This is a genomic window from Pseudoduganella sp. jia 9 (assembly GCF_055502615.1).
Genome location: NZ_JBUPWE010000010.1, coordinates 14,671 through 41,528, shown reverse-complemented (window position 1 = coordinate 41,528; position 26,858 = coordinate 14,671). Strand labels below are relative to the sequence as shown.

Below are 26,858 nucleotides of genomic sequence, written 5' to 3'. Positions count from 1 at the left end.
GCAACGTCAACGGAAGCGAGCTGAGCAGTACGTATGATGCGTGCACTCGAACGCGCGCTTGAGCCTCCCTTTCAAACTTCCACCGCATGGAGGCCTCATGGCTGTCTTTCTACGCTCATTCATCGCCACGCTGATGCTGCTGCTGGGCTCTTTCAGCGCAACCGCGGCCGGCACCGCTTCGGCATCGATCAGCAACGTCCACTTCGGCACGCTCGACCTGACACCGGACGATGGCGCAGCCCCGGGCTACGGCGTGCTGTCCGCCGATTCATCCCTGTTCGCCAGCCTGTACGCGGCGACAGCGGACTACTACGCGTCCGGCTACCCCGGCGCAAACAGGCCGGGCGCGGTACAACTCGGCCACGGCGCAAGTGCCGCCTCGGCGCTCACCAGCGGCGCGCTCGGCAACGTTGCAACCTTCGCCACAGGCGACGCCAGCCTCGGCGACCATGGCACGATCGGCGCGACTGCCAGCCAGGCCTTGCATTTCATGCTGCAGCCCCATACGGTGCTGGCAATCAGCGGCCATTTCGCGACGGCGGCGTCGCGCAGCAGCCTGCCGGGCGAATACCTCGAAGTGGTGGGCATGGCTTACGTGGGCATCGTCGACGAACATGGCGATACCTTCACGCAGTTCGTGCGCCAGAGCCTGGCCTATGCGGACTGGCCGGACCGGATGACGGTGGAAGACGATTTCATGCTGGCGTTCGCCAATGGCAGCGCGGAGATGCGGCCCGTTTCCGTGTATTTCCAGGCGCTGTCGAATGTGACTTATGTCGCGACGCCGGTACCGGAACCGTCGGTGCTCGGCATGCTGTGCGCCGGCCTGCTGCTGATGGGCCGCCGCGTCGCTACCTGCCGCCGCGCACGGTAAAGTTGATACGGTCGAGTTCCCTGCCCTCGCCGTCCTGCAATACGAGTTCGTGCCTGCCCGGCGCGGGCTGCCAGCCGGCCTGCGCGCCGGTAGAGCCGATCACCGTGCCGTCGAGCCGCCAGTACAAGTCCCGCGGTCCGTGCGAAAGAAAGAACACGCGCTGCCGGCCGGAAGGAATGTCGGGGTCGACGGCAAGGATCGCCGCGTCGGCGGGATAGACGATTTCAGGCTGCCGCCGTTCGTCCGGCAGCAGCGTCACGCGGGACGTCTCGGTCCCTGCCAGGAACCATTCCTGCCGCGGCGCTTCCAGTGCCGGCTGCCACGTGACGGTGCGCCGCACGACACCGGCCGGCGCATGCGGCGCGCCGGCGGGACGGTCGCGGTTCAGGTAATCCATCACGTCGCGCCACACCGGCGCGGCGCCACTGACGCCGGACACATCCCACATCGCGCTGCCGTCGAAATTGCCGACCCACACGCCGACGGTGTAGCGCGCCGTGAAACCGATGCACCAGTTGTCGCGCATGTCCTTGCTGGTGCCCGTCTTGACGGCCGACCAGTACGGCGCTGCCAGCTCGCTTTTCAGGCCGAACGTGGCGGCTCGCGCTGCCCGGTCGGCCAGGATGTCGCCGACGATGAACGCGGCGCCCGCGTCGACCACGCGCCGGCCCGGTTGCGGCCGCACACCCGCCCGCAAGGTGGCGCCGCCGGCCACCCCGCCATTGGCCAGGGCCCGGTACGCATTGGTCAGTTCCAGCAGGCTGACGTCGGCCGAACCCAGCGCCAGCGATGGTCCGTAGAAGTCGGCCTGTTCGGTCAGGCTGGTGAAGCCCAGCGCCTGCAGCTGCCCGGCGAAACGGTCCAGTCCGACCAGCATCAGCGTGCGCACGGCCGGCACGTTCAACGAGCCGGCAAGACTGGCGCGCGCCGTGGCGATGCCCTTGAAGTCGCGCTCGTAGTTCTGCGGCGCATACAGGCCGGACGGCGTTGTCACGTCCAGCGGGGTATCGTCCAGCAGCGAGGCCGCCGTCAGCAGCCGGCGCTCCAGCGCCAGCGCATACAGGAACGGTTTCAGCGTCGATCCGGCCTGCCGCAGCGCGGTCACGCCATCGACCTCGCTGCCGCCGGCATTGCCGACCCATGCCAGGATCTCGCCGCTGGCGTTATCCAGTACCAGCACGGCGCCATCGGCCACGTGACGCTCGCGCAGCGCCATCAGCTGTTGCCGCAGCACTGCCTGTACGTGGCGCTGCAGCGCGCCATCCAGTGTGCTGCCGAGTGTCGTACCAGCAACGTGCCCGGCGCCCTTCAGCAGTTGCACGGCGGCTTCCCGCGCCGGCGGCAGCGGCGCCATCGATGCCTGTCGCGAGAACGCCCGTTGTGCGGCGCGATCGATATCGCCGCACGGCGTGGCCGCCTTCAGCTCCTTCGCCAGCGCACAGGCACGCCGCACCACGACCGCCCGCGACGCGGACGGCCCCCGCAGCAGGCTGGCGAGGATCGCCGACTCGGCAACGTCCAGGCCGGACGGTGCCTTGCCGAACAGGCCTTGCGCCGCCGCGCCCACGCCCTGCAGTTCGCCGCGGAACGCCACGATGTTCAGGTAAGCCTCGAGGATCTGCGCCTTGCTCCAGGCCGCATCGAGCGCACGCGCCGCGATTGCCTGGTCCCACTTCTGCCCCAGCGTGCGGCCGGCCGGCCCTGCCTTCAGTGCCGGATCCAGCAGCCCGGCCAGCTGCATGGTGATCGTCGACGCACCGCGCGGCCGGCTGCGGAACAGGTTGTCCCATGCCGCCTGCCCCATCGCTCGCAGGTCGATGCCGCCATGTTCCATGAAACGCGTGTCCTCGGCTTGCAGCACCGCCAGCGGCAGCGCCGGCGAGATGTCCGCCAGCGCTACCCACGGGGCGCGGCGCACCTGCCTGTCGACGCGCAATGCCTGCACGGGCGCGCCATGGCGGTCCAGCAGCACCATATCCGACGAGCGCCATTGCGTCCTGACCTGGTCGGGCGTCGGCACGGCGGGTGACGCGGCCGCGGGCGCCGCGGCCGACGCGAGCAGCAAAGCCGCGAACAGGAGGCGCATCACTTCACCTCGACCGGGGCATTCGGCAGCTCGCCGAACATCTCGGGGCTGTACATCGCTTCCACGCGCGTTGGCGGCAGGCCGAAACGGCCGGCGTTGTTCAGCCGCACCGTGTACTCGACCGTCCACTTCCCTTTCGGCACGAATGCGTAATACGAGCGGTATGCGGCAAACGTACGCTCCTGGAACGCCGGCCACACCCAGCCGGCGGCTTTCTCTCCGCGCGCGCCGATCCGCGAATCGTTGCCGAGGCCCGAACCGAGCACGGTGGCGCCGGCGGGAACCGGATCGTCGACGACGACCCAGGTCATATCGCTCTGCGCTTCCAGTTCCAGCCTGACGCGGTAGGTGTCACCCCGCGCCCACGCTCCTGCCGCCGCCTGTTCGAGCGGCGTCATCGTCTTCCGGATCGCGTAGCCGGACGACAGCGGTGCCGCCAGCGGTACCGCTGCCAGGCTTTGCACTGTTACCCACGGTTTGCCGCCGCCTTCGTGCCGCAGGTCCAGCGACGCGGCCCCGCGCGGCCACGGCAGCGTGACGGCGGCAGCCGGCGCCATGCCGTGCCTGTTGCCCTGCTCATTGTTTCGCTTGCCGTCCTGCAGCGCGACACTGCGCCGTTCGCCGCCCAGGGCCGCGGTGGCACTCCCCGTTACCGGCTCCGCCTCGAAGACCTGCGAGAACTTGCGCAGCGCCAGCGCGCCCCAGGCATTGGCGACCGTGGTATTCCAGCGCCCGTGCCGCTGCCGGCCCAGCGCACCGCGCGCCAGCCGGCCCATGTCGCCCTTCCACGCGGGGTTGTCCAGCATCGCCAGCAGCAGCCGGTTCGCGTTGACGTCGCCCGAGACCATCAGCCACCACCAGTCGTCGTTGCGCTCGGTCGAGAACGTCAGCGTGGTGCCCTGCAGGTTCAGCCGCGACTTCAGGATCTGCCCGGCCTCGCGCAGGCGCGCATCGTGCTGCGGCAGCGCCGGCGTGCGTGCCAGCACCAGGTACCAGTCGATGACGGCCGAGGTGGGCCACAGGTTCGGCTGCAGCGTGAACGATTCCGTCATTCCGGGCTGGACGCGCCCTTCGCGCGACAGCGCTTCCAGCGCGGCCACCTTGCGCACCGCCAGGTCGGCCGTCGGCAGCGGCGAGCCGCGCACGATGCGGCCTTCGACAAACGCTTCCAGCCCGTCCAGCATGCGTGCCTTGTGCATGGCCGGCAGTTCGTACCCCGCTTCATGGCTCACCGACAGCAGGTAGGCAGTCAGCGTATCGCTGCCCTGGTCCATCGGCGCGAAATACTTCGCCAGTCCGTCGGTATCGAGATAGGTGGGCAGCGCTTGCGCCACGTGGTCCCACATGGCCGCGTCGCCGAGCGCCACCGCGCGCGATGCCTGCTGTTCGAGGCAGCTGTAGGCGTAAGCCGCCATCCAGTCGCGCACACCGGGCAGGTCGCCGCCGAGGCGCGCCGTGAACGACGCACGCACGCCGCCGCGGCCGGGAATCACATCGGCGGGCGGCCGCACCGTCATCGCCTGGAGCTTGTCCAGCTGCAGCAGCGTCGCCTGCACCGTGCGCACCGGCACGGCCGGCTGCACCTGTTGCCGCACATGCAGCCGGTCCGTGCTGCCGCCGGCGCTGGCGGCAACCTGCCACGCCAGTTCCGTTACGCCGGCCGGCACCGTGATCTCCCATGCCACTTCCTGCGCCTGCCCCGCCGCGAGCTTGACCTTCCTGGCAGGCAGCGCCTTGCCGGCCAGCGTGGCGCTCATGTCCGCCTGCAGCACCGCACCCGTGGCGTTGCGCACCGTGAAACCGGCGCGCACCCTGTCGCCTTCGCGCACCAGCGGAGGCAGGCCGGAAAGCAGCATCAGGTCTTGCGACGTGCGCACGTCCGCGTGGCCGGTGCCGAACAGGTCGGCGTTGCCGTGCGCGATGGCGACGATGCGGAACGACGTCAGCGAATCGTTCAGCGGCACCTGCACCCGCGCCTCCCCATTGCCATCGACCTTCACGGCGGCTTGCCAGAACAGCAGCGTGTCGAACAGCTCGCGCCCGGCGCCCTTGCCGCCCCCGCCGCCGCTGGGCACCGCCTTGCGGCCGAAGTGCCGCTTGCCGACCACCTGCATCTGCGCGGTGGACGTTGCCACCTGCAGTCCGCGCTGCCGCATCATCGCTTCCAGCAATTTCCAGCTGTCGTTCGGCATCAGCTCGAGCAGGCCGACGTCGACCGCCGCCAGCGCCACCTCGGTGCCGGCCGGCGGCCGCGAACCGTCGGCCCGCGCGACGCGCACCGTGACCGCGGCTTTTTCGCGCACCTTGTAGACCGGCTTGTCGGCAGCGACGCGCACCTTCAGTTCGTTGGCCGCCCAGCCGACGTTCAGCGCGGCGACGCCCAGCTTGTAGGCCGGCTTGCCCAGGTCGACCAGGGCGGTCGGCGCGATACCGCCGACCCGGCCCCGCACCGCCAGCACCGAGACGAACACGTTCGGCGCATACGATGGCTTCATCGGAATCGCGATCACGGGTGCATCGCCGGACAGTTCGCGAACGTAGGTATCGAGAATGCCCTCGCGTTCGACCGTGACCAGCGCGGTCGCCTGCCGGAACGGCATGCGCACCTGCAGCGACGCCTGCTCGCCGGGCTCGTAACGCTTCCGCTCGGGAAGGAGGTCGATGCGGTCGTTATCGGTGACCTTGTACCACCAGTCGTCGCCATCGGCCACCCAGGTTTCGCGACTGGTCACCGCCTGGTTTCCCCGGCTGTCCGACGTGGTGGCGCGCAGGACCAGGTTGCCGCCCTGCGGTGCCGCGCCCTCGCAGACCAGCAATCCCTTCGCGTCGGTGCGGCCGGCGCAGGCTTGCCCCAACGCCTTGACCTCGCTGCTGTTCTCGTACGAATAAAAGCCGCCGATCAGCCGGCGGCGGTGCGAGTACGTGTCGCGCTTGAAATAATCGACCTGCACCGGCGCGCCCGCCACCGGCCGCCCTGCCGTGTCGAGCACCGCCACGGTGAACTTCAATGCCTTGCTGCTCATCACCCAGCCGTCCGGCGCGATGCCGATCAACCAGGCCGACGGCCACAGTGGAATGCGCGCAGAGCCGGTCAGCGTTTCGCCGTTGGGATCCTGCCACGTCATCTCGGCCAGCAGTTCGGCCGGCTGCGGCGATTGCGGCAAGCCGTCGAGCACCACGCGCGCACCGCCGGCGCGGTCGAGTGTCACGCTGCGCGTGCGTACCGCGGCGCCAGTACCCTTTTCGTCACCTTCCCCTTCGAACAGGCCGCCGACATCGTCGAACGCCGCGCTCTCGCGCTCCACACCCTCCCGCACGTCCGGCCCGGCGAACACGTATTCCGCGTAGTCGGGGAAATGCACCGCTTTCGGTTCCACCAGCGTGGCGACCTTGACCTGGGTGCCCCCGGCGGCGCCACCGGAAAGATATGACAGCTGCACGTCCAGCGGTACCTGCGCGGCGCGCACCGCCGGCTCCTTCGGCCCTTGCAGCACGGCCTGCATCGTCGGCACGCGGAACTGCTCGACGCGGAAGCGCCCCGATTCCTGGCCGTTCAGCAGCACCTGGTACCAGCCCTGCTTCGCGTCCGCCGGGATGGTCCAGTCCACCGCCGCGCTGCCGTTCCGCCATGCCAGCGGCAACTCGTAGCGCTGGTCGCTGCCTTCGTGCAGGATGAATACCTTGCCCGGTTGCGCCGCATCCTCGTGGCGCTTCATCGTGTCGCTCTGCGGGTCGTACTCCTCGCGCGCAATGCGCTCCCCGGCGCCGACGAACTCGATGCCCGCCGTGGTATGCCGGCGCATGAAATGCTTCATGTGCACCGTTTCACCGCTGCGCAGCAGCGTGCGGTCGAACACGGTGGCGGCGATCAGGTTGTGCGCGGCACGGTCTTCGATGCTGACGTTGAAGCGCCACGGCTCGATGCCCTCGTTCCAGTCCGACAGCGTGAACGTGAAATCGCCGCCGCTGCGCGCGCTGACGAAATAGCGGTCCTCATAGCCGCCGCAGCGGGCGGCGGGGAGCTCGGTGCCGATGCGGGCGATGCCCTGCGCGTCGGTGGCGCCTTGCCATAGCGGCTTGCCCGAGCAGTCCCGCACGGCCACCCTGGCACCGGCGACCGGGCTGCCCTTGTCCAGCGACGTGACCCAGACCAGCGACGATGTCTTGCCATGCTTGAAGTGCGCCGCCATGTTCGTTACCAGCGCGGCCGTGCTGACGTACGCCGTGCCGGGCTTCTTCAGCAGCGCCGCGCCCAGTTTCGGGCTGGCCAGTTCGACGACATAGAAGCCGGGCTTGCGCAACGGGATGCCGATCACCTCGAACGCCCTGCGCCCGCCGGGCTTGGGGACCGTGAAGCGCTGCCCGGCGCCGCCCAGCATGGAAGCGTCCATGTCGCTGGCATATTGCTCGTCCGGTTTCCAGCCGTGCGGATTGGCCAGCCTGCCCAGCCAGCCGATCACTTCCCCGTCGGCGTTATCCGCCACGCGCAGCGCGTTGCCCTGCAAGGCCGTCGACCTGCCCGCCAGCCGGGCCTCGACATTGCGCACGGTGACCGGCAGCAAGCGGTCGCCGGTCGATTCGATGATGCCGAAACGGGCCGGGAACTTGACGAGCGGCGGCGCCGCGCCGGTCCGCACCACCAGCGGGAAGCGCGCGGCATTGACGAGCGGGCGGCCGGCATCGTCCTTCAGGCCGGCGGGCAACTGCAGGCGGTACGTGCTGTTGGCGGCGTGCGGTGCGGCAAAGGTGACGGTGTCGAGCGTCATGCCGCTCTTCACTTCGCCGTCGAATGACGGGTACCGGCGCTTGCCGTCCGGCCCGACGAGTGCAATCTGCTGCAACTGGGCGACCGGCAGCGGTGCCGTGAATGTCAGGCGCAGCGGCAGCACGGGAATGCAGGGACCGTTGCGCCGGGCCCGGTCGCAGCTGAACTTCGCGCTGAAGTCGGGTCGGCTGCGGTAAGCCAGGGGCTGGTCTTCGCTGGTGGCAATGCCGCTCGCGCTGGCGATTCCCGCCCCCCATACCAGCGACACCTTGGCATCGGCAGGCAGCGTGCGCGCGCATTGCAGCACCGCCAGCGGTTGCGCGGCGTTGCGGTCGCCGGTGACCCGTACGGTTGCCTTCCAGGTGACGCCCCGCGCCGCGTAATACATGGACAGGTGGCGCCGCACGAAATCCTTGCGCGCTGCCAGGATCTGTTCGCGTTCGCCGCCGGTCACGGCGCGTACGGGGATCTTTTCGCCGATGCCTTCGGCACGGCACCAGGCATTGGCGGCCACCGTTTCCTCGCGCGGCAGCGCATCGAGCGCCAGCACGAAGACCTGGCGTTCGTCGATGCGGCTGCCTTCGCCGGGCAGCGCGGCGATCACGGCCGGGCCGCCCGTATCGAAGGCATGGGTACGCTCGCCTTGCAGCGGCTGCCCCGCCAGGTCGGCCAGGCCGGCTTTCAGCGTGAAGCGGCAGGCCACGCCAGCCGGCAGGTCGCGCTCGAAGTCATAGCTCCAGTTGCTGCCGTCGATCCAGCGGCCCTTGCCCGGCTGCGGACAATCGACGTCGAACGGATCGGCCAGGCGCAAGTCGCCGAACGCCACCATCTGGCCCGAAAAGCGCGCCTGCACCTGGCGCACGCCCTTCACGGTGCCTTGCGGCGTGAACGATTCAATGGTGGTTTGCGCCTGCGCCGGGAGCGGCAAGGCGGGAAGGCAGTACAGAAAACAGTACAGAAGAAACAGGCACAGCGGCGGCAGCTGGGAACGAGAGGCGCGCATGGGTTCTCCGGAGGTGGGAACCCAGTCTTGCAAGAAGCGCAATCCGTGTCAACCTGCGCGCGCGCGGTAGCGCGCCCAGTTGCGCGCGCACGTCAGCCGGTCAGGCCAGATCGAATACCGCCATCGATTCCACATGCGACGTATGCGGGACTTGCGTCCGGCAGTGCCGGGCGCAAGGACTGATTGGCATCCGGTCAAGCCAGATCGAATACCGCCATCGATTCCACATGCGACGTATGAGGAAACATATTCATCACCCCCGCCTGCGACAGCACATAGCCGGCACGATGGACCAGCACGCCGGCATCGCGCGCCAGCGTGGACGGGCTGCACGATACGTAGACGATCCGCTTGGGCAGCAGCTCGGGATTGCTTTCCTTCAGCTCGGCCAGTGCCAGCGACAGCGCCATCGCGCCGTCGCGTGGCGGGTCGACCAGGATGCGGTCGAACTTGCCCAGTGCGATCAGGTCGTCCTTCGTTACCTCGAACAGGTTGCGGCAGTAGAACGTGGTCTTGTCGCCGACACCGTTGATGACGGCATTCTGCTGCGCCCGTTCCGTCAGCGCCGTGCTGCCTTCGATGCCCACCACTTCGCGCGCCTGCGTCGCCAGCGGCAGCGTGAAGTTGCCGATACCGCAGAACAGGTCGGCCACGCGCTCGCCCGGCTGCACGTCGAGGTGGCGCAGCGCCTTGTGCACCAGCACGCGGTTGATCTGGTGGTTCACCTGCGTGAAGTCGACCGGCTTGAATGGCATGCGGATGCCGAACTCCGGCAGCAGATAATGCAGCTCCTTGCCGAGCGGGTAGAACGGGTACGCGGTATCCGGGCCTTTCGGCTGCAGCCACCACTGGATGTCGTACTGGTCGGCGAAGGCTTTCAGCTTCGCTTCGTCGTCGCCCGTCAACGGCACCATATTGCGCATCACGAGTACCGTCAGGTCTTCGCCGATCGCCAGTTCGATCTGCGGCACCTTGTCGAAGATCGACAGCGAATGGATCAGCGCGCGCAGCGGCATCATCATGTCCGACACGTGCTTCGGCAGGATCTGGCAGCTCTGGATATCGGCCACGAAGACCGATTTCTTTTCATGGAAGCCGACCAGTACGGTGCCCTTCTTCGCTACATAACGCGCCGACAGCCGCGCGCGGTAGCGGTAGCCCCAGGTGGGACCATGCAGAGGGCGCATCATCACGTCCGCCTGTACTTTCGACAGGTGCCACAGGTTATCTTCCAGCACGCGCTGCTTGATCGCCACCTGCGCCGATGGCTCCAGGTGCTGCATCGAGCAGCCGCCGCAGTAATCGAAGTGCACGCATTTCGGTTGCACGCGCATGGCCGATTCGCGGTGTATCTGCGTCACGCGGCCCGATTCCCAGTTCTTTTTCTTGCGCAGCATTTCAAAGCTGACGCGCTCGCCCGGCAGCGCGCCCTCCACGAACACTACCTTGCCCGGCGTGCCGTCTTCGTTATCCTGCATGTGGCCGACGCCGCGCGCGTCCATGTCGAGCGATTTGATGTCGATGCTATTGTCTTGCATGAGTGTCTATCGGTTGGCCGGCGAGGCGGCGATTTGGAAGGGCAATATGATAGCAGAAGGCACGATGAAATCCGCCGAAGGGCCGGCGCCTGCTGCCTGTCCGTGCCGGCCCTTCGCCGGATCTCGACGCGACAATGAGGGACGGCGCGTTGGGCAATATGGTGAGCGATGCCGGTGAGCGATACCGCGCTGGATGACACCGGCGGCCATACCGGGGCAGACGTTCGTTGCCGATGTTCGTTTGCAGATGTTCGCGGCAGACGATATTTCGGCTGACGCTCGCGGCGGGCGATACAGGTTCTTGCCGGCTATCCGGACGACGTCAAAGCAGCGAATCGCGCACCACGCCGCGCGCGGCCATTGCCCGTTTCAGCTTGACGAGTGCTTCCTGCTGGATCTGCCGGACCCGCTCGCGGGTCACGCCCATTTCCTCGGCCAGCGTTTCCAGCGTGGCGGGATCGTCGTTGTCCAGGCCGAAGCGGCGCATGATGACGATGCGCTGCTTGTCGGGCAGCCGCGACAGCCAGTCGCGCACCAGATGCGTCATTTCCCGGTGTTCGGCGCGCGCATCCGGGCTGTCGTCCGCATCGCCGGGCAGCATGTCCATCAGCGACGACTGCGGATCGTTGTCCAGCGGTGCATCGAGCGACGTGGCGTGCTCTGACAACGCAAGGATATCCTGCACCTCGTCGACCGGCCGGCCGACGAGGTCGGCTATATCTTCCGCGCTGGCATCCTTGCCGTTGTGGTGTTGCGCCTCGAGGTGATATTTACCGCGCAGGATCTGGTTCAGCTCGCGCACCATGTGCACCGGCAGCCGCACCGTGCGCGCCTGGTTCATGATGGCGCGCTCGATGCTCTGGCGGATCCACCAGGTGGCATAGGTGGAAAAACGGAAGCCCCGCTCGGGTTCGAACTTGTCGATCGCCCGCATCAGGCCGATATTGCCTTCCTCGATCAGGTCGAGCAGCACGACGCCACGGTTGATGTAATGCTTGGCGATGGAGACGACGAGCCGCAGGTTATGCTCGATCATCTTTTGCCGGGCGGCGAAGTCGCCCGCCTTGGCCAGCGTGGCGAAATGCACTTCCTGCGGCGCCGTCAACAGGGGCCGGGTGCCGATCTGGTTCAGGTAATGCTGGGTGGTATCGGTGGAGAGCTCGGCCGCCAGCACTTTTTTCAACTCGTCGACGCTGGCCAGCGCGGTAACGCGGCCTTCGACGGGGGCGCTGACGCCTTCGTCGCCGCCTTCCTCGTCGACATCGCCGCCGAGCCGGTCGTCGGCCAGGCTGTCGCCCCCGAAATTCTCGTCCGACAAGTCGTCCGGGAGGGAGTCGTCTTCCAGGGGATCGTTCGGCGAGCTGGACATGGGCGTTACCTCATGGGCGATACCTGGGCTGATACCTGGCGCCAATCCGGGCCAATTCGCGCCAATCTCGGGCCAATAACGCATATTGACGCAAACTGACGCAAATTTGGCGAATTACTGTTTTGGCGAGCTACCTGATCTGGCAAACCACATAACGCAATGCCGTACGTTCTGCCTGCAACGCCGCGGTACCTGCAGGGATCCGCGCAATGCCTGGGAGGCTGCACGGCAGAAGGAGGTTCGGCCCAATCCGGTTCGGTCCAAATCTGGTTCGAGCCAAATCCGGTTCGGTCCCAATCCTTCTACCGCGCGGATTCCTAGCGGTTAGGCAAGAACTTGGAAGGATCCACCGGCTTGCCCTGCTGCCTGATTTCAAAGTGCAGCTTGACGCTGTCGGAATCGGAATCCCCCATCTCGGCGATCGCCTGCCCCTTGCCCACCGTCTGGCCCTCCTTGACGAGGATGGATCGGTTATGTGCGTAGGCGGATAGCAGGCCGTTACTGTGTTTCACAATGACGAGATTACCATAACCGCGGATGCCGCTACCGGCATACATCACCTTTCCTGCACCTGCGGCAAGCACTTGCTGCCCGGGCCGCCCGGCGATGTCGATACCTTTGTTCTTGCCTTCGTCGAACTGGCCGACGACCCTGCCTTCGGCCGGCCACATCCAGCTCACCTCGCGGTCTTCGGGCGACAGCGCGGGCACTGGCGCCGCAGCCGGCACCGACGGCTTCACGCTGGCCAGTTGCACCGGCTTCTCGGCGGCTTTCGGTGCCGGGTCCGGTTTGCCGTCGCCATCCTTGTCGTTCTTCAGGTCAGCCTCGGCGTACGGCTTCTTGTCGCCCTTCGGTTCCACTTTTTTCGGTACCGGTGGGGCGAGCTTCGTCGTATCCGGCGGCATCGCCACGGCGGCCGTGCGCACACCGGGGGCATCTTCAGGCGGCGTCACGCGCAGCACCTGGTCCACCTTGATATCGTTCGGATTGGCGAGATTATTCCACGTCACGATGTCGCGGTAATTCTGGCCATGATCGAGTGCGATGCGGATCAGCGTGTCGCCCTTCTTCACCGTGTAATAGCCTTCCCGGTTTTCCTGGACAGGCGCGGGCGCGGGTGCCGGCGGCGGCGCGCGGCGGGTAATGGGGCGCTCGACCACGGGGGCCTGCTGCGGGGTGGAAGTACAGGCGGCCAACACCGCCAGCGGCAACAACACAAACAGGGAACTTTTTTTCGTCATGCTCATCTGAATTGATATCTCTCGGCTACACCTTGGGGCGGCACGCGGCATCCCGGCCATGGAAGTCCTCGGAAATTCTCAAAGAGTCCCGAGACATCATGACCCGACATCATCGTGCGGCCAGGCGGGTAATTACTTGTTATTTGCAGTTCTTGCGCCGCTCTTATTCAACTCTTCGAGCTGGAGCGCGTTATCGAACCGCATGCCTCACACCGTACCGGGCCGCAGCGGTACGAAGTGGCAATCTTCGAGCATCTGGCGTTGCCATTCGCTCTTTGCCACACGCGTGACCAGCTCCAGGCGCTGGCTGCGCTCGCCTACCGGCGCAACCAGTCGCCCGCCGATGGCCAATTGCTCCAACAGCGCCCGCGGTACTTCCAGACCCGCGGCGGCGAGGATGATGCCGTCGAACGGCGCTGCCTGTGGCAGCCCAAGCATACCATCTCCGTAGTGCAGCCGCAGGTTCGGTACCCGCAGCGGCCGCAGGTTGGCTTTCGCCAGCTCATGTAACGGCTTGATGCGCTCAATGGAATACACGTCTTGTGCAATACATGCGAGAACAGCTGCCTGGTAGCCGCAACCGGTACCGATCTCCAGTACTCGCTGAAGCTGCTTCCCCTGCCGCATCACCTCGATCATCCGCGCCACGATATAGGGCTGCGAGATGGTCTGGTGATGGCCGATCGGCAGCGACGCGTCGATGTAAGCCTGCGGCGCCAGCCCTTCCTCGACGAACAAGTGACGCGGCACGGCTTCGAGCGCGCTCAATACCGCCTGGTCGCGCACACCCTGCTGCGCCACCCTTGCCACCATTGCCCGCCGTACCGCGCCCGACACCAGCGCATCCTGCCTTGGCGCGGCCGGCGGCACGCGCTCGGCCGGCGCACCGGCAGGCCGTGCGGGCCGGGCGTTGAAACCATGCGTCGCGGTCGCGGCGGGAGCAGGCTTGTTTGTCGTGGACGCGCCTGAATTATGCATGGCGTTGTAGGCGGCATTACGGGTTGCCGTTTGCGGCGTTGCCACCGGGCCGAACACGGTCTGCTTCTTTTGCCCCTTGTCCGTCACCGACGACAGGGGCAGCGGAAAAGTACGGGGCTTGTCGGTCATCCGAGGGCCTTTGCCAGGAGGTCGAGTTGCGGTCGGTGGGTCAGGTCGATCTGCAGCGGCGTCATGGAAATGCGCCCTTGCTGAACGGCATGAAAATCAGTGCCTTCGCCGGCATCCTTGCATGCACCGGGCGGGCCGATCCAGAAAATCTCGCGGCCGCGCGGATCGTGCGACTTGATGACCGGTTCGGCCTGGTGGCGCCGTCCCAGCCGCGTGGCCACCGGCTGGCCGAGCGCATCGTAGGGGCGATTCGGGATGTTTACGTTCAGCAAGTACGGTTTTTCCAGGGCTTCGGCATAGCGCTGCACGATATCGCGGGCGGCTTTCGCCGCATCGTCGATATGGGCCCAGCCCCATTCACCCTGTGAAAAAGCAATGGCGGGAATGCCAAAAAGATAACCTTCGGTGGCTGCCGCCACCGTTCCCGAATACAGCGTGTCGTCGCCCATATTGGGCCCGTTGTTGATGCCGGAAACCACCAGGTCGGGGCGCTCGACCAGCATGCCGGTCAAGGCCACGTGCACGCAATCGGTCGGTGTGCCATTAACAAAATAAAAACCATTTGCCGCTTGCTGCACCGACAGCGGCCGGTCCAGCGACAGGGAATTGGATGCACCGGAGCGATTGCTGTCCGGTGCCACCACCACGATATCGGCGATCGCGGCCAGCGCGTCCGCCAGCGCATTGATGCCGGGGGCGAGATAGCCGTCGTCGTTACTGATAAGGATCCTCATACAGGAATTTTACCTGAAGCAACGACCCGCCAGCGCATGCGGATGTTCGTCCATGCTGAAAAATGTGGCGCTTTCAGCGCAGGCGCGACGGCGACAGGTCGCCATCCACCGCCAGTTCGTCAGGGCTGACCCGCCGCGCGCGGCTCTGCGGATAAGCGGCGTGCGGCTGCTCCACGCCCCCACCATTGCTGTCGCGCCCGCGCTCCGGCCCGCGCTCATGTCCGTGCTCATGTCCGTGCTCGTGTCCGCGCTCATGCCCGCGCTCATGTCCATTCTCACGTCCATGCATGTCGCGCGTGGCCGCCGGCTCGGGCTGCCTTAACCGGTTACGCGCCTGGGCCAGCACCTTGCGGGTGCGCACCGTGTCCGCATGCTCGGGGCCCAGCAGCCGGCTGCGCAGCGCCAGCACCTGTTCGAGCAGCTCCACGGCCCCCTCGAGCTGTTCGCCGTGGCACAGGATGTCGGCCCGCACGGCAAGGCTTTCGACGGTGGCCAGGTGCTCGTTGCCCAACTGGCGCTGCTGGGCGTCGATGACGGCATCCTGCAACGCCAGCGCCTCGGGAACCTGGTTCATCTGCGCCAGCGTGGCCGCCAGGGCGGACGCGGCTTCCAGCGTCACGGGTGCGCCGGCACCGAACAGCTTTTCGCGGACCGCCAATACCGCTTCCTGCAAGAAATGTGCTTCCCCATACTTCTCCTGTTCGAACAGCAGGTCGGCCAGCGCCGCCTTGCTGTCCAGCGTGTCGACATGGTCGTCGCCCAGGATCAGCACATGCAGCGAAAGGCTTTCTTCGAGGCAGCCGGCAGCCGCCTCATGACGGCCTTCGCGACGGTACAGCTCGCCCAGGCGGGCCAGGTCGCGCGCCAGCGGCAGGGAAACGCCGCGCCCGCCGCCCCGCTCCATCGCCGCCCGTCCCTGGGCCACCGCGTTCAGCAGCGGGATTTCATCACGCGACTGCCACGGCCGGTAGCCGCCGAGGAACCAGCCGAGGAATGCCTGGAATGTGCGGGTGACGGAAAACCGGTCATCCTCTTCGTCGGCACATACCGGCATCGGTTCGCCCCACGCCAGGCTGCGCGCCTGCTGCAGCTGCACTTCGTCGAAATAGCTTTCCAGCGAGATGCGCGACATGCCATACGCCTCGGCGAACGCCCGCTCGAACAGCGGCTGGTAGCCGGGGATGCCTCGCTCCGGGTCGCCGCGCCGCCACAATACACGGCGCGCCGAATCGTCCATCTCGATGCGCGAAGGCAGCGGATAGATCAGCATCTGGCGCTGCTCGTCCTCGTGGCTGCGGCGCCAGGTGGTGGCGCGCTGCACCAGCGCTTCGACGCCTTCCAGGTGCTGGCGGTTCGGTGCGAATACCAGCACCAGCTTCGTCGGCAGCAGGGTCGTGCAGATGCCCGCCGTGCCGCTGCGCCCGGCGCTCGAGTCGACAAGCACGTGCCGGAAGCGGCGCGCCAGGTTTGCAGCGAACACGCGAAACAGCGCCGGGCAGGCGTCGAACAGCGCTTCCCAGTCCAGCCCGGCGAGCCTCTCCGGGTAGCTCGCGTCCTGCCTGCCCGCCCGCATCATATAGAGAGGGCGGCCGTTATCGGCCCTCGTCACGTATTGTTCCCAACCCACCGCGTCCAGCACCGCCTGGGCAAGCGCCGCATCGTCCCGCTCGGCGATCAGCCGCGTCCGGCGCAGCAACTGGTCGCGGCACGCCTCGAACAGCTCCAGCACGCCCGGCCCGTCCCCGATCGACCTGAAGTAGTGGTGCAGGCCCGGCGCTTCCATGTCCCAGTCGATCACCAGCGTGGGCACGCTCGCATTGTTGCGGCGGGCCAGCATGACGGCAAGGTTGGCCAGTGCCATGGTGCGCCCGGCGCCCCCCTTGTGGGAATAGAAGGTGATGACTTCGCCGGGTTCGTCCAGGGGCGGTAGAGACAGTCGATGCGTTTCCATAGCGAGCCCTTAATGAAGAAAACCTGTTGAAAACAGTAGAAACGTGAGGAACACATGTGAACCACGTGAGGCGCATGTGGGAAGCACGTGAAAACGCGCTGAAATCATCGTTGACAAGCAGCGGCAGGATCGGTGGCGGACATCAGCGGGGAAAATGCGGCGGCGGCACCGGGCGCCATGCCGGCGGGGCTGGCGGCAACGCGAACCTGCTGCAATCATGTCCGGGCGGAATGCTGTACTTCAGGTAGTGATAATGGGCGACGATGCGCTGCACGATCCGGTCGATGTCCGGCAAAAAATCGGGATTCGTCTTCAGGTCGCCGGTCGCCAGGGTATAGCGCGAAAAGTCCACATAAAAACCCGGTTCGCTGATCTGCGGCGGCAGGCCGACCGGATGGCGCGTCATCACCACCGGGATGATCAGGTGGCTGGGCAGCGGGTACCAGGTGCGGCGCTCGGCCTCGATCATCTGCATGGCTGCGAATTCACGCCGGGTGTAGAGATGGGCCTCGTACTTGGGCGTGTAGATCATGATCATGCATACGCTTTCACACATGGCACGCGCAATTCTCGCATCGGGATCGTCGCCGCCGCCGAGCTGCTCGCTGTCGACGAACAGCTCGGCTTCCGTATCGAGGTGTGGTTCGAGATAGCAGCGCAGCGCGTCGACGAGGGCATTGCGGAATTCCCTCATGTAGGCGTGCTGGCCGTGGGCATAGCTGAAGAAACAGCCATAGCGGATCGTCATGTCGTCCTCTCCTGTTTCTCCCCTGATCATGGAGTTTTTTTGTGTAACTGCTGCGGCCCACTTTAACAAGCTGGTCAACGGTTACTTTGCGCTGGCGCAAAGGTGTACTGCGCAGTCAAACGGCTGCGCAGTACACCACGTGGAGAGGGGAATCAGGGTGCCGCGGACGGCTGGAAAAAGGCGATCACTTCCGCCTGTTCGCGGGTGCGCTTGAATGGCGGCAGGCTTTGCCAGATGCGGCGGCCATACGGCTTGGTGATCACGCGCGGATCGCACAGCATCAGCACGCCGCGATCGCCTTCGTCGCGGATCAGGCGGCCGGCGCCCTGCTTCAGGTTGATGATCGCTTCGGGCAGCGTGTGGTGGACGAAGCCGTTCATGCCCTTCTTTTCCATCACTTCGATGCGCGCGGCCAGCACCGGGTCGTCCGGCGGCGCGAACGGCAGCTTGTCGATGATGACCAGCGACAGCGCCTCGCCACGCACGTCCACGCCTTCCCAGAAGCTCTGGCTGCCGATCAGCACGCCGTTGCCGGCCTTGCGGAACTGGTCCAGCAGCTCGGTGCGGCCACGGTCGCCCTGGACGAACAGCGGGAACTTCAGTCCGCGCCGCTCGAATTCGTCGCGCAGGCGTTCCGCCGCCCGCTTCACCGCGCGCAGCGTGGTGCACAGCAGGAAGGTGCGTCCGCCAGCCGCCTCGATGACGGGCAGTGCGCTATCGAGCACGGCATCCGTGTAGCCCATCGAGTTTGGATCGGGCAAGCCCTGCGGCACATACAGGATGCCCTGTTCCGGATAATTGAAGGGACTCGGCCACGACATGGCCGGTTCGTCGTACAGCCCCAGCTGGTGGGAGAAGTGCTTGAAGTCGTTCTTTACCGCCAGCGTCGCCGACGTGAAGATCCAGCTGCGCGGCGTGCCCTCGCGCTGGTTGCTGAAGATCTGCGCGATCGACAGCGGCGTCTTGTGCAGCTGCAGCGAGCTGGCAAACGCCTCCACCCAGTACACGGCCTCCTTCCCTGGCGGCACCTTCACCTTCGGGTCGTACGTCCAGTCCTTGTACTTCTGCGCCAGTTCCAGGCCGCGCGTGCGGCAATGCTCGATGGTTTCGGCGCGCTGCGCCTGCCCTTCCAGCACTTCCAGCATGCCGTCCAGTTCTTCCTTCAGTTTTTCCAGCGCCGGGAAGAAATCCGACGACGGCGCGATCTGGGGCAGCGACAGCCGCACCACGTCCTGCGGGAATGTCAGCCGCAGGTCGCGCGCAGCCTTCTCCACGCTTGACACCACGCTGGCCCAGTTGGCGCCGTCGCGCGCATGGGCCAGGCCTTCGGCCAGCACGTCGCGGCACAGTTCCAGCACCTGGCTGGTGGACACGGTCTCTCCGAAGAACAGCGTGGCCGTATCGGGCAGCTGGTGCGCCTCGTCGAAGATGATGGTGTTCGCCGACGGCAGCAGTTCGGCCACGCCGGTATCCTTCAGCGCCACGTCGGCGAAGAACAGATGGTGGTTGACGACGACCACGTCGGCCTGCTGCGCCTCGCGCCGCGCCTTCAGCACGAAACAGTCCTGGTTGTACTGGCATTCCTGGCCGACGCAGTTCTCGCGCGTGGACGTCACCAGGTTCCACACCGGCGCGTTTTCCGGCACGCGCGCCAGTTCCGCCTTGTCGCCGGTCTGCGTCATCTTCAGGAAACGCGAGATCTCGCGCAGGTAACCGACATCCTCGCGCGACGTCATCCGGCCGTTGGCCAGCGTGCGCTCCAGGTGGTAATGGCACAGGTAATTGCCGCGGCCCTTCAGCAGCGCCACCGATACCGGCGCCTTCAGCGCCGCGCGCACGGTGGGAATATCGCGCAGGAACAGCTGGTCCTGCAGGTTCTTGGTGCCGGTCGAGACGATCGTCTTGCCACCCCACATCAGCGCCGGCACCAGGTAGGCGAACGTCTTGCCGGTACCGGTGCCCGCCTCGGCGATCAGCGTCTGCTGCTCGGCAATGGCCTGGGCAATGGCCTTGGCCATCTCGGTTTGCGATTTGCGGGGACGAAAACCGCCGACCGCCGGCCCCAGTGGGCCGCCGACGCCGAACAGCCGCTCCACCTCGGCATCGTGTTTGCCGGGAGCGGCCGCGGAAACGGAATCGTCGCCATTGCCGTCGGGGACGGCTGGCGCCTGGTCGTGGTCAGTCACTTTGTCTTCTTGGGTGTGGCGAATCGGGAATTCAGGCGGGTACGTCGGGCACCAGCTGCATCTTCAACAGCGTGACGTAGTCTTTTAATTGCAGTTTGCGCTTCTTCAAGCGACGCAGCTGGAGCTGGTCATGGTGCCCGTCGCGCGTCAGCATTTCAATCACGGCATCCAGGTCGCGATGCTCCACGTCCAGTTCGACGATGCGGCGCCGGATCTCTTCTTCGTTCTTCATGGGGAATTCGCTACCAGTGTGAGGAGTTGCCAACTTCGCTACGCCGGCATCACATTGCCAACTTCGCAACAATCCGTATGGCAACATTTGCTTGCCATCAAACCGCTTACCGGTGCATAGTTTAACCCAGGAGCAGGCTCCCACGTAAGCATTGAAGAAAAGCAGGGGAGATTTCCCGTCATCATGAGCATCTATCGACTCGAAGCCGGCACCGCCCAGCACGTGGGCAACCGCCCTCGCCAGCACGACCGCGCCGCCTTGTTTACCGCCTCGCAGGCCCCCGGCTACATCATGGCGGTAGTGGCCGATGGCGGTGCCGCGAATGCGATCGGCGCCGAACAATTGCTGCATACCGGCAAACAACTGTTCGACCAATTCCGTGCCGGCGACGCCTCCAGTGTCGAGCGCATCGGCGATCTGCTGCGCGCCATCGCCCGCGAGACGCACGACATTATGCTGATGAATCCGCTGCCCGAGGCCGGCGACGCGCAGTCGGCCATGGCGCTGCTGGTGCTCACGCCGGACCGCCGGGCGGTCTGGGCCACCGTGGGCGATACCCGGCTGTATCGTTTTGCCAACGGCGCCCCCGCCAGCAGGACGGACGATGCCGGCTACATCGCCCATCTCGTCGCTGCCGACCGGCTTCCCCTCGATGCCGCCCGCCGGCACCGCGCCTCGCGGCTGCTGAACAATGTACTCGGCAACCGGCTGAAGGCACCGTTCGTGTCCGTCGGCTGCCATGAAAACCTGCAGCCCGGCGACGGCTTCCTGCTGTGCACCGACGGCCTGTGGCCCTGGTTCGCCGATAAGGAACTGGCCGGCGCCGTATCGCGCCGCACGCCGCGCCAGGCCGCCGAACTGCTGATCGACAAGGCCAGGGAACGCGCGCAAGGCAATGGCGACAATTGCACGATGGCGATCCTGCGGCTGGTGACACCGGACTGACGATCCGCCGTACGATGGACCGTGGCGTTGCCATCAGCCCGGCAGCACCAGCCGCGCCTCCAGGCCGCCGCCTTCCCGGTTGCGCAACACGATCTCCGCCCCCAGCGTCGCCGCCAGCTGCCGAACGATGGACAACCCCAGTCCCGTGCCGCCGGTATCGCGGTTGCGCGAAGTTTCCAGCCGCACGAACGGCTCGAACACCGCTGCCAGCTGGTCGTCCGGAATCCCGGGACCGCGGTCGAGCACCGCGATCGCGATGCGGCCATCGGTTTCCCGGCCGACCTCCACTTCCGCCGCGCCGCCGAACTTCACGGCGTTGTCGACCAGGTTGCCCAGGATGCGCTTCAGCGCCTGCGGCCTGGTGACGAGCGGCGTGCCGAGCGTGCCGCGCAACGCCACGTCCTGCCCGGCGTCGACATGGTCGCACACCAGGCTGTCGACCAGCGCATCCATATCGATGCGGCGCGCTTCCTCCTGGGTGCCGTGCAGCGTCTTCGCATACGCGATGCCTTCCTTCACCAGCGTTTCCAGTTCGCGCAGGTCCTGCCGCAGCCTGGGCTGGTCCGGGCTGTCGTCCATCATGTCGACCCGCATCCGCATGCGTGTGATCGGCGTCTGCAGGTCATGCGAGATGGCGGCCAGGATGCGGATCCGTTCGGCCACGTACAGCGCGATGCGCTCCTGCATGGCGTTGAACGCACGCGCCGCACGCGCCACCTCGGAAGGCCCGTCTTCCGGCAGCCGTGGCGCCTGCAGCTCCGGCCCGAGGCCGTCCGCTGCCTGCGCCAGCTGGTGCAGCGGGCGGGTGGCCTGGCGCACCGCGATCCAGCAGCACAGCCCCAGCACGAGCAATTGCACCGCCAGCAGCGCCGGCAGCCAGCCGGACAGCGGCGCGCCGTGCATCGGGCGCATGTCGATCGTCAGCGGCGCGCCATCGGAAAGTTTCAGGTGGACCTGGAACCGCTCGGCATCGCCCGGCACCGCGTTCACGGTCAGCGGATAGCGCCTGCCGATACCGTCCGTGATCGCGGCAGCGAAGCGCTGCGACAGTTCCGCGTCCGGCATCACGCCGGCGATCCCGGGCCCGAGCACGAACCGGTAGCTGCGCCGCGCCAGTTGCGGCAGCCAGCGCTCCCGTTCGGCCGCGGGCAGGTGGTCGAGCAGCGCGACCGAGGTGACCACTTCGCGCTCCACATAGCCGGTCATGATGTCGAGCGTGGCGCGGTCGCGTTCCATCACCGTCAGCCAGGTCGACAGGCCCAGTGTCGCGGCCAGGCCCAGGCACAGGATCAGCGTGATGCGGGCGAACAGGCTGCGCGGCATCAGTCGGGCCATCAGGGCGGTCACGGGGGATCCGCCAGCAGCGTGACGGCCGACGAGAACACGTAGCCCTCGTTGCGCAGCGTCTTGATGTAGCGGGGCTCGCGCGCCCCGTCGCCCAGGCGCTGGCGCAGGCGGCTCACCAGCAGGTCGATCGAGCGGTCGTAAACGTCCGCATTCTTGCCCTGCGTGAGGTTCATCAGCTGGTCGCGGTTGAGAACGCGCTGCGGATGGTCGAGGAACACGCGCAGCAAGCGGTACTCGGCGCCGGACAGCGCCACCATCGTGCCCTGCTCGTCGAGCAGGTGGCGATGCGTGGTGTCGAGCTTCCATTCGCCGAAGCCCAGCATCTGCACGCTTTCCGTCACCTGGATGTTCGGCGGCAGCATGCGCGTGCGGCGCAGCACGGCGCGGATGCGGGCCAGCAGCTCGCGCACGCCGAACGGCTTGGCGAGATAGTCGTCCGCGCCCATTTCCAGGCCGATAATGCGGTCCACCTCGTCGCCGCGCGCGGTCAGCATCAGCACGGGCACGTTGCGGTGCTTGCCGGAGCGCAGTTCGCGGCACAGCGCCAGGCCGTCCTCGCCGGGCAGCATCAGGTCGAGCACGATCAGGTCCGGCGTGGCGGCCTCCAGCGCGGCGCGCATCTGGCGGCCGTTGGCGGCCGCCGACGTGCGCATGCCTTCCTTTTCAAGGTAGGTGGCGAGCAGTTCGCGGATACCGCGGTCGTCATCGACGATCAATACATGGTCGGAATCGTTCATCGCGTCATCTTATCTCACGGCGTTTCACTTGTATTGCCACCAATGGACAGGGTCCGGGGCAGCGCAGCTCGGCGGCGATGCCGGCGCCGGCAAACAGCAGTACCGCCAGCAGGCTCCGCAGCCTTGCAATCGATCTTTCAATCGGGTTCGTTCGTGTCATGTGCAGCCTCCTTGCCGCCTTTATAGCCGACCGGCGGCCGGCCTTTGTATGCCAATGTATCCGGCCCGCGTGCGGACATATGGCGTTTCACTTCTCCCCGGGGCGCGACACACCGCCGATACGTGGCGGCGGTCCAATGGACACATCGCCACTCACCGAAAGTCCGCCATGAACCACCTGCTCGAAGCACCGCTGGCGCTGGCCGCCGGCGTCTTCACCGTCGCCTCGCCCTGCATCCTGCCGGTCCTGCCGATCCTGTTCGGCAGCGCCGCCGGCGCATCGGGGCGCAGCCGTCCCTTCATGACGATGGCCGGCTTCATCGTCACCTTCACCGCGTTCGGGCTGCTGCTGGGCGCCGCGTCGAGCGCCGTGCACGTGGCGCAGGAAACATTGCGCAACCTGTCGCTGCTGCTGCTCGGCGCCTTCGGGCTGCTGCGCATCTGGAGCAGGCCCTACGACTGGCTGATGGCGAAGCTGCCGTCCTTCCCTGTGCCGGCGAGCGGCGGCTTCCTGCTTGGCGCTTCGCTGGGCGCGGTCTGGACGCCGTGCGCCGGCCCGGTGCTGGCATCGATCCTCGTGCTGGTGGCGGGGGCCCAGGATGTGGGGCGCTCGGCCTGGCTGCTGTTCCTGTATGCGGTGGGCGCCGCCGTGCCGATGCTGGCGATCCTGCTGGGCGGCCAGGCCGTCGCCGGGCGTGTGCGCCTGATTGCCCGGCACAGCGAACGGCTGCAACAGGTGTTCGGCGTGCTGATCGTGCTCACCGCGCTGGCGATGTACCTGCAATACGACGTGCTGATCTATGCAAAGGCCGCCGACTTATTCCCCGATTTCTTTTGAACTGAAAGGACCCTGACATGCGTACCAACGTCAACTTCGTCAACTTCGTCAACTTCGCCAAGGCCGGCATCGCCGTCCTGGTCGCCGGCACCTTCGCCGCCGCCAGCGCCGCCGCCGCTCCCGCAGCTGCCACGGCACCCGAGTTCGCGGGCATCGAGCAGTGGCACAACAGCGCGCCGCTGACGATGCAACAGCTGCGCGGCAAGGTCGTGCTGGTGGATTTCTGGACCTACACCTGCATCAACTGCATCCGCACGCTGCCGCACGTCACCGAATGGCACCGCAAGTACAAGGACCAGGGACTGGTGGTGGTCGGCGTGCACACGCCCGAGTTCCCGTTCGAACGCAGCGCCAGCAACGTGAAGAAGGCGATCGGCCGCTTCGACATCACGTACCCGGTCGCGCAGGACAACCGCTATGCCACCTGGAATGCCTACAGCAACCAGTACTGGCCGGCCGTCTACCTGATCGACAGGAAGGGTCAAGTGGTCTACACGCACTTCGGCGAAGGCGCCTACGACAAGACCGAAGCCACCATCCGCGCACTGCTGGCGCAAAAAGGCTGAGCATTCATTCGCGTGGCGCGGCGCATCCCGGCCGCCGCGACACGACAGTTACGCCGGGCATCGAAAGAACACCATGAACCAGATCGACAAAGTCCTGTACACCGGCCGCACCCTCACGACAGGCGGCCGCAAGGGCGCCGCCCGCAGCGACGACGGGCGCCTCGACATCAACCTCAGCCCGCCCGGCGCCCCCGGCAGCGGCACCAACCCGGAACAGCTGTTCGCCGCCGGCTGGTCCGCCTGCTTCATCGGCGCCATGGGCCTGACCGCGGCCGCGCTGAAAGTGGCGCTGCCGCCGGAGACCGGCGTGCACGCCGAAGTGGATCTCGGCACCGGCACCGGCGGCTACTTCCTGCAAGCCCGGCTGGCCATCAGCCTGCCCGGCCTGCCACGCGACACCGCCCAGGCCATCGTCGACGGCGCCCACGCGAACTGCCCCTACTCGAAAGCCACGCGCGGCAACATCGACGTCACGCTGACCTTGTCTTGACACAAAATTGCCTCAAACCGGGGTCAGACCCCGGTTCCAGGCAATACATTGGCAAAAAGAAAGCCGGCATCGCTGCCGGCTTTTGTGGTGTTGCAACGCGGGCTTATTTGCCCTGCGCGTTCTGCTTTGCCCGTTCCGCCTCGGCAGCCTGCTTGGCGGCTTCGTCGGCTGCGCGCTTGGCGCGCTTGGCTGCGCGTTCGGCCTGCTTTTCGGCCACGCGTTTCTGGCGCTCGGCGGCGTCGACCTGTTTTTGCTGGAACTCTTCGACCTTGCGGGCACGGTCGCCCGCTTCCGCCGCCTCTTGCGCGGCGCGCTGCTGTTCGCGGGCGGCGTGCTCGGCCTGCCGCTGGGCCGGCAGTTTGCCGGCCGGTACCGGGCGCGCCTTGTCGGCCGCGGCCGGTGGCGGTGCGGGCGGATTGGCGGCGCGCGATGCTTCCTCGGCGGCGTCGCGCTGGTTGCGGTCCTGCAGCTCGCGGTCGCGCAGGTCGACGGCGCTCTTGCGCTTGAAGTAATTCGCGTCGATCTCGCGCGTGCGCAGTTCCGCCAGCCGGGCACGACGCTCTTCCTTGGCCTCGTCCAGGCAGTTATTGACGAAGAACTTCGCGTAGCACACCTGTTCGCGCTCGGCGTATGCGCTTTCCGCCGCGGCGCGCTCCCTGGCCACCTGCGCCAGCACCGCGTCGGCCTGCTCCACCGACTGAACCGGCTCGGGCGTACCGGCCTGCGCCAGCGCGCCGCCCGCCAGCAGCAGGCCGCCGATCAACATTACAGCTTTCAAATGCAGTCCCATCGTTTGATTCCGTCTATTTCGAGCGTGGATTCCAGGCCGCCGGTCAGGTCAGTGCCGCGGCCCCGCCGCGCTGCGCCTTTTCCATGTACTCGCGCGACTGCATCTCGACGATGCGCGACACCGTACGGTGGAATTCGTTGGCCAGCATGCCCGACGTGTACAGCTCTTCCGGTTCCACTTCGGCGGATATGATGAGCTTCACGCCCTGGTCGTAGAACACGTCGATCAGCCAGGTGAAGCGGCGCGCTTCGGACGACTGGCCGGCCGACATCATCGGCACACCGGACAATATCACGGTATGGAAACGGCTGGCGATCTCCAGGTAGTCGTTCTGCGAGCGGGGGCCGCCGCACAGCGTGTGGAAATCGAACCAGATCACCGTGCCGGCGCGGCGCAGCGCGCGCAGCTCGCGGCCTTCGATCGTCACATGGGGATCTTCTTCCTGCGTGTCGGCCAGCTTGATGAAGGCATCGCGCAGCTGATGATCGGTGGTGGCATTGAGCGGCGTGTAATACGCATCCACCTGCTCCAGCGCGCGGCCGCGGTAGTCCACGCCGGCATCCACGTTCAGCACGTCCATGCGCTCCTTCAGCAGCGCGATGGTGGGCAGGATGCGGTCGCGGTGCAGGCCGTCCGGATACAGCGTCGACGGCTCGTAGTTCGACGTCATGATGAACGACACGCCGTTGTCGTACAGCGCCTTCATCAGGTTATACAGGATCATCGCATCGGCCACGTCGGACACGTGGAACTCGTCGAAGCAGATCAGCCGGTATTTTTTCGCGATCCGTTTCGCCACCTCGTCGAGCGGGTCGGCGATGCCCATCAGCTCGTCGAGCTGGATGTGCACGGCGCGCATGAATTCATGGAAGTGCAGGCGCGTCTTGCGCACCACCGGCACCACCGAATAGAACGAATCCATCAGGAACGACTTGCCGCGCCCCACGCCGCCCCACATGTAAACGCCGCGCGGCACGTCGGGCCGGTTGATCAGCCGCTTGAAGCTGTTCGAGCGCTGGGCCTTGTACTCCACCCATTCGTCGTAGCATTGCTGCAGCCGCTCCACGGCGCGGCGCTGGGCTTCATCGGGCTTGAAGTTGCGCTGTTCCAGCGCATGCTGGTAAAACTCGAGGACGTTCATGACAGATTCTG

20 protein-coding genes are annotated in these 26,858 nt (G+C 66.5%); 5 read left to right on the top strand and 15 right to left on the bottom strand.

Annotated elements, in window-relative coordinates; genetic code table 11:
• Nucleotides 1-97 precede the first annotated feature (97 nt).
• Complete coding sequence (locus tag ACY34H_RS14155) at nt 98-874, top strand: PEP-CTERM sorting domain-containing protein (RefSeq protein ID WP_464978129.1); 777 nt, start codon at nt 98-100, stop codon at nt 872-874.
• On the opposite strand, the gene pbpC is transcribed toward ACY34H_RS14155, so the two are convergent.
• The 11 genes from pbpC to ACY34H_RS14100 form a co-directional block, all read right to left on the bottom strand.
• Nucleotides 852-2,960 (bottom strand): penicillin-binding protein 1C, encoded by a 2,109-nt coding sequence (gene pbpC / locus ACY34H_RS14150; RefSeq protein WP_464978128.1) that lies wholly within the window; start codon nt 2,958-2,960, stop codon nt 852-854. The genes ACY34H_RS14155 and pbpC overlap by 23 nt on opposite strands.
• A complete protein-coding gene (locus ACY34H_RS14145) occupies nt 2,960-8,728 on the bottom strand; it encodes an alpha-2-macroglobulin family protein (protein ID WP_464978127.1) in 5,769 nt (1,922 codons plus the stop codon). Before ACY34H_RS14145 ends, pbpC begins: the two co-directional genes overlap by 1 nt.
• A gap of 194 nt (nt 8,729-8,922) precedes the next feature.
• Nucleotides 8,923-10,266, bottom strand: coding sequence for a 23S rRNA (uracil(1939)-C(5))-methyltransferase RlmD (gene rlmD, locus ACY34H_RS14140; RefSeq protein WP_464978126.1), 1,344 nt, complete (start codon nt 10,264-10,266; stop codon nt 8,923-8,925).
• 322 nt (nt 10,267-10,588) lie between these two features.
• Nucleotides 10,589-11,635, bottom strand: coding sequence for an RNA polymerase sigma factor RpoS (rpoS, locus tag ACY34H_RS14135; RefSeq protein WP_464978125.1), 1,047 nt, complete (start codon nt 11,633-11,635; stop codon nt 10,589-10,591).
• Between the two features lie 317 nt (nt 11,636-11,952).
• On the bottom strand, nt 11,953-12,876 hold the full coding sequence (locus ACY34H_RS14130; protein ID WP_464978124.1) for a peptidoglycan DD-metalloendopeptidase family protein: 924 nt from the start codon (nt 12,874-12,876) through the stop codon (nt 11,953-11,955).
• A gap of 207 nt (nt 12,877-13,083) precedes the next feature.
• On the bottom strand, nt 13,084-13,983 hold the full coding sequence (locus ACY34H_RS14125; RefSeq protein ID WP_464978123.1) for a protein-L-isoaspartate(D-aspartate) O-methyltransferase: 900 nt from the start codon (nt 13,981-13,983) through the stop codon (nt 13,084-13,086).
• Nucleotides 13,980-14,717: a 5'/3'-nucleotidase SurE gene (gene surE / locus ACY34H_RS14120; protein ID WP_464978122.1), complete on the bottom strand. Its 738-nt coding sequence runs from the start codon at nt 14,715-14,717 to the stop codon at nt 13,980-13,982. The genes ACY34H_RS14125 and surE overlap by 4 nt, the downstream gene beginning before the upstream one ends.
• Nucleotides 14,718-14,790: 73 nt before the next feature.
• A complete protein-coding gene (locus ACY34H_RS14115; protein ID WP_464978121.1) occupies nt 14,791-16,668 on the bottom strand; it encodes a KGGVGR-motif variant AAA ATPase in 1,878 nt (625 codons plus the stop codon).
• A gap of 142 nt (nt 16,669-16,810) precedes the next feature.
• Entirely contained in the window at nt 16,811-17,416 is a 606-nt protein-coding gene (locus ACY34H_RS14110) for a toll/interleukin-1 receptor domain-containing protein (RefSeq protein WP_464978344.1), read from the bottom strand.
• A gap of 152 nt (nt 17,417-17,568) precedes the next feature.
• The gene (locus ACY34H_RS14105) at nt 17,569-19,602 is read right to left on the bottom strand and encodes an ATP-dependent DNA helicase (RefSeq protein WP_464978120.1); all 2,034 of its coding nucleotides are present in this window, start codon (nt 19,600-19,602) and stop codon (nt 17,569-17,571) included.
• A gap of 31 nt (nt 19,603-19,633) precedes the next feature.
• Nucleotides 19,634-19,834: a YdcH family protein gene (locus tag ACY34H_RS14100; RefSeq protein WP_464978119.1), complete on the bottom strand. Its 201-nt coding sequence runs from the start codon at nt 19,832-19,834 to the stop codon at nt 19,634-19,636.
• Between the two features lie 183 nt (nt 19,835-20,017).
• Here ACY34H_RS14100 and ACY34H_RS14095 point away from each other — a divergent pair, with 183 nt between their 5' ends.
• Nucleotides 20,018-20,779 (top strand): PP2C family protein-serine/threonine phosphatase, encoded by a 762-nt coding sequence (locus ACY34H_RS14095; RefSeq protein WP_464978118.1) that lies wholly within the window; start codon nt 20,018-20,020, stop codon nt 20,777-20,779.
• A gap of 33 nt (nt 20,780-20,812) precedes the next feature.
• On the opposite strand, the gene ACY34H_RS14090 is transcribed toward ACY34H_RS14095, so the two are convergent.
• Together ACY34H_RS14090 and ACY34H_RS14085 are read right to left on the bottom strand one after the other, a co-directional pair.
• Entirely contained in the window at nt 20,813-22,114 is a 1,302-nt protein-coding gene (locus ACY34H_RS14090; protein ID WP_464978343.1) for an ATP-binding protein, read from the bottom strand.
• An 8-nt stretch (nt 22,115-22,122) separates the two neighbouring features.
• Nucleotides 22,123-22,863: a response regulator gene (locus ACY34H_RS14085; protein WP_464978117.1), complete on the bottom strand. Its 741-nt coding sequence runs from the start codon at nt 22,861-22,863 to the stop codon at nt 22,123-22,125.
• Between the two features lie 328 nt (nt 22,864-23,191).
• On the opposite strand from ACY34H_RS14085, the gene ACY34H_RS14080 reads away from it, so the two are divergent.
• From ACY34H_RS14080 to ACY34H_RS14070, 3 genes are all read left to right on the top strand, one after another.
• Complete coding sequence (locus ACY34H_RS14080; RefSeq protein ID WP_464978116.1) at nt 23,192-23,860, top strand: cytochrome c biogenesis CcdA family protein; 669 nt, start codon at nt 23,192-23,194, stop codon at nt 23,858-23,860.
• A 17-nt stretch (nt 23,861-23,877) separates the two neighbouring features.
• Nucleotides 23,878-24,426 (top strand): thioredoxin family protein, encoded by a 549-nt coding sequence (locus ACY34H_RS14075; protein ID WP_464978115.1) that lies wholly within the window; start codon nt 23,878-23,880, stop codon nt 24,424-24,426.
• Between the two features lie 73 nt (nt 24,427-24,499).
• Nucleotides 24,500-24,916, top strand: a complete 417-nt coding sequence (locus ACY34H_RS14070; RefSeq protein WP_464978114.1) for an organic hydroperoxide resistance protein — start codon at nt 24,500-24,502, stop codon at nt 24,914-24,916.
• A 103-nt stretch (nt 24,917-25,019) separates the two neighbouring features.
• Here ACY34H_RS14070 and ACY34H_RS14065 read toward each other — a convergent pair whose 3' ends face one another.
• Together ACY34H_RS14065 and zapE are read right to left on the bottom strand one after the other, a co-directional pair.
• A complete protein-coding gene (locus ACY34H_RS14065; protein ID WP_464978113.1) occupies nt 25,020-25,682 on the bottom strand; it encodes a hypothetical protein in 663 nt (220 codons plus the stop codon).
• Between the two features lie 67 nt (nt 25,683-25,749).
• Nucleotides 25,750-26,847, bottom strand: a complete 1,098-nt coding sequence (gene zapE / locus ACY34H_RS14060) for a cell division protein ZapE (RefSeq protein ID WP_464978112.1) — start codon at nt 26,845-26,847, stop codon at nt 25,750-25,752.
• Nucleotides 26,848-26,858 lie beyond the last annotated feature (11 nt).

Bases quoted from the DNA above. Each gene is read 5' to 3' on its own strand.
- ACY34H_RS14155 (WP_464978129.1), top strand. From the start codon at position 98: ATGGCTGTCTTTCTACGCTCATTCATCGCCACGCTGATGCTGCTGCTG.
- pbpC (WP_464978128.1), bottom strand. From the start codon at position 2,960: ATGCGCCTCCTGTTCGCGGCTTTGCTGCTCGCGTCGGCCGCGGCGCCC.
- ACY34H_RS14145 (WP_464978127.1), bottom strand. From the start codon at position 8,728: ATGCGCGCCTCTCGTTCCCAGCTGCCGCCGCTGTGCCTGTTTCTTCTG.
- rlmD (WP_464978126.1), bottom strand. From the start codon at position 10,266: ATGCAAGACAATAGCATCGACATCAAATCGCTCGACATGGACGCGCGC.
- rpoS (WP_464978125.1), bottom strand. From the start codon at position 11,635: ATGTCCAGCTCGCCGAACGATCCCCTGGAAGACGACTCCCTCCCGGAC.
- ACY34H_RS14130 (WP_464978124.1), bottom strand. From the start codon at position 12,876: ATGACGAAAAAAAGTTCCCTGTTTGTGTTGTTGCCGCTGGCGGTGTTG.
- ACY34H_RS14125 (WP_464978123.1), bottom strand. From the start codon at position 13,983: ATGACCGACAAGCCCCGTACTTTTCCGCTGCCCCTGTCGTCGGTGACG.
- surE (WP_464978122.1), bottom strand. From the start codon at position 14,717: ATGAGGATCCTTATCAGTAACGACGACGGCTATCTCGCCCCCGGCATC.
- ACY34H_RS14115 (WP_464978121.1), bottom strand. From the start codon at position 16,668: ATGGAAACGCATCGACTGTCTCTACCGCCCCTGGACGAACCCGGCGAA.
- ACY34H_RS14110 (WP_464978344.1), bottom strand. From the start codon at position 17,416: ATGACGATCCGCTATGGCTGTTTCTTCAGCTATGCCCACGGCCAGCAC.
- ACY34H_RS14100 (WP_464978119.1), bottom strand. From the start codon at position 19,834: ATGAAGAACGAAGAAGAGATCCGGCGCCGCATCGTCGAACTGGACGTG.
- ACY34H_RS14095 (WP_464978118.1), top strand. From the start codon at position 20,018: ATGAGCATCTATCGACTCGAAGCCGGCACCGCCCAGCACGTGGGCAAC.
- ACY34H_RS14090 (WP_464978343.1), bottom strand. From the start codon at position 22,114: ATGGCCCGACTGATGCCGCGCAGCCTGTTCGCCCGCATCACGCTGATC.
- ACY34H_RS14085 (WP_464978117.1), bottom strand. From the start codon at position 22,863: ATGAACGATTCCGACCATGTATTGATCGTCGATGACGACCGCGGTATC.
- ACY34H_RS14080 (WP_464978116.1), top strand. From the start codon at position 23,192: ATGAACCACCTGCTCGAAGCACCGCTGGCGCTGGCCGCCGGCGTCTTC.
- ACY34H_RS14075 (WP_464978115.1), top strand. From the start codon at position 23,878: ATGCGTACCAACGTCAACTTCGTCAACTTCGTCAACTTCGCCAAGGCC.
- ACY34H_RS14070 (WP_464978114.1), top strand. From the start codon at position 24,500: ATGAACCAGATCGACAAAGTCCTGTACACCGGCCGCACCCTCACGACA.
- ACY34H_RS14065 (WP_464978113.1), bottom strand. From the start codon at position 25,682: ATGTTGATCGGCGGCCTGCTGCTGGCGGGCGGCGCGCTGGCGCAGGCC.
- zapE (WP_464978112.1), bottom strand. From the start codon at position 26,847: ATGAACGTCCTCGAGTTTTACCAGCATGCGCTGGAACAGCGCAACTTC.